The sequence below is a fragment of the Candidatus Erwinia dacicola genome, from assembly GCF_001756855.1.
Classification (GTDB): domain Bacteria; phylum Pseudomonadota; class Gammaproteobacteria; order Enterobacterales; family Enterobacteriaceae; genus Erwinia; species Erwinia dacicola.
This window is the reverse complement of the sequence record NZ_MAYS01000370.1, coordinates 1-1,565: the sequence shown is the minus strand read 5'-3', so window position 1 is coordinate 1,565 and position 1,565 is coordinate 1. Positions and strand designations below refer to the sequence as shown.

The window sequence follows — 1,565 nt, the reverse complement described above, 5'->3', positions numbered from 1 at the left end:
TTTCGTTTAACGTCGGTACCGGTGCGGCCTGCCGGTCAACGCTGGTCAGTTACCTTAAGCGCCATCAGTGGTGGCAGGCGTGCGATCAGCTTGACCGCTGGGTATACGTGAACGGCGTCAGAAACAAGGGGATCGAAAACCGCCGCGCCCGTGAAAAAGCCTGGTGCTTAAAGGGGGCATCATGATGCGCCTGTTTGCATTCGCGCTGGCCGCTGCACTGATGGCACTGGGCTTTACCGGCTGGCGACTGAATGCGGTAAATGACGATCTCACCCGTGCGCAGCGCATCATCGGCACGCTGTCCGCCGGGATTGAAAGCCGCGACAAGGCGATTATCCGCCTGAATGATGAAGCGCGGGAGGGAGCAAAGCGCGAAGCCACGCTGCGACTGCTGCAGGGGCGGGCCGGTGCGGCTGCCCTTAACCGTGAACTGACCATACAGAGAGAAACCGATGCAAATCCGAACCTGCGCGACTGGTCTGCTGCTGCTTTGCCTGTTGATGTTATCCGGCTGCAGTCACGGCCCGCGTTCAGTAACGCCCGAGATTATCTTGACTGGCTGTCCGCGCGTGACAAGCTGCCCGCTGCCGGGCAACAGCCTGCAGGTTCAGGGCGATCTGGCGGCGGATAACCGCCAGTTAGAGGCTGCGCTTGCGTCATGCGGGTTGCAGGTTGAAATCATCAAAGAGTGTCAGGAGCAGCACGATGCAGAAACCGAAACAGCTACGGCAGGCGCTGACCAACAGCGTGCCGCTGCTACAGCGAAACCCTGACGGGCTGAATATGTTTATTGACGGCGGTCGCATTGTCTCCACGCTCGCCAGCTCGCTGTCTTTTGAGTACCAGTATCAGTTGAATCTGGTCGTAACCGATTACGGCGATGATATTGATCTGCTGATGGTGCCGCTGCTGGCCTGGCTGCGCCAGAATCAGCCCGACATAATGGCGACTGAAGAAAAGCGCCGCACGGGCTTCACCTTTAAAGCCGACGTCATCAGCGACACGCTGTGCGATATCAGCATTGATCTGCAGCTGACGGAGCGGGTGATTGTGAAGCAGGAGGGCGGGGCGCTGCACGTCACCCATGTGGGCGAAAATCCCCTGCCGGAAAGCGATGCGCGGCCGCTGCAGCTGTACGTTAAGGGTGAGCTGATCGGCGAGTTACTGCCGTGAACGGGCTGCAGGCATTCGACGAGCGGCTGGGCGCGTTGATTGGCAACCTGTCACCGGCAGCGCGAAAAGAAATGGCCCGCACCATCGCAAAACGACTGCGCGCCGGGCAGCAGCAGAATATAAAACGCCAGCAGGCACCCGACGGCACGCCGTTCAAGCCGCGCAAGGCACCTGCACGGAAAAAGAAAGGCCGGGTAAAACGCGAGATGTTCGCCAAAATGCGCACGGCAAAATACCTGAAGGCGAAAGGCAGCGCTGATGATGCCGTTATTGAGTTTACCGGCAACGTGCAGCGCATGGCCCGCGTGCATCACTACGGGCTGCGTGACCGGCCAGCCCGTGGCGGAAAAGATGTGCAGTATGATGCCAGACCATTAATGGGCATTAGCGAA

Annotated in this window: 4 protein-coding genes and 1 pseudogene; all 5 read left to right on the top strand. The window is 59.3% G+C overall.

Annotated features, from left to right (window positions below):
• On the top strand, window positions 1-185 hold a 185-nt coding region (locus tag BBW68_RS10545; protein WP_148127634.1), incomplete at its 5' end, for a glycoside hydrolase family protein.
• Window positions 182-532, top strand: a pseudogene (locus BBW68_RS19840) (Rz-like lysis system protein LysB); the annotation flags it as partial. The gene BBW68_RS10545 and the pseudogene BBW68_RS19840, both read left to right, overlap by 4 nt.
• On the top strand, window positions 453-773 hold the full coding sequence (gene lysC / locus BBW68_RS19185) for an Rz1-like lysis system protein LysC (protein ID WP_222563082.1): 321 nt from the start codon (window positions 453-455) through the stop codon (window positions 771-773). The pseudogene BBW68_RS19840 and the gene lysC, both read left to right, overlap by 80 nt.
• Window positions 706-1,173, top strand: coding sequence for a phage tail protein (locus BBW68_RS10535; protein WP_070135325.1), 468 nt, complete (start codon window positions 706-708; stop codon window positions 1,171-1,173). The genes lysC and BBW68_RS10535 overlap by 68 nt, the downstream gene beginning before the upstream one ends.
• Window positions 1,170-1,565, top strand: a 396-nt coding sequence (locus BBW68_RS10530) for a phage virion morphogenesis protein (protein ID WP_070135324.1), incomplete at its 3' end; no start/stop codon positions are given. The genes BBW68_RS10535 and BBW68_RS10530, both read left to right, overlap by 4 nt.

Excerpts from the sequence above, each read along its gene's own strand:
- BBW68_RS10535 (WP_070135325.1), top strand. The coding sequence starts at position 706 with ATGCAGAAACCGAAACAGCTACGGCAGGCGCTGACCAACAGCGTGCCG.
- lysC (WP_222563082.1), top strand. The coding sequence starts at position 453 with ATGCAAATCCGAACCTGCGCGACTGGTCTGCTGCTGCTTTGCCTGTTG.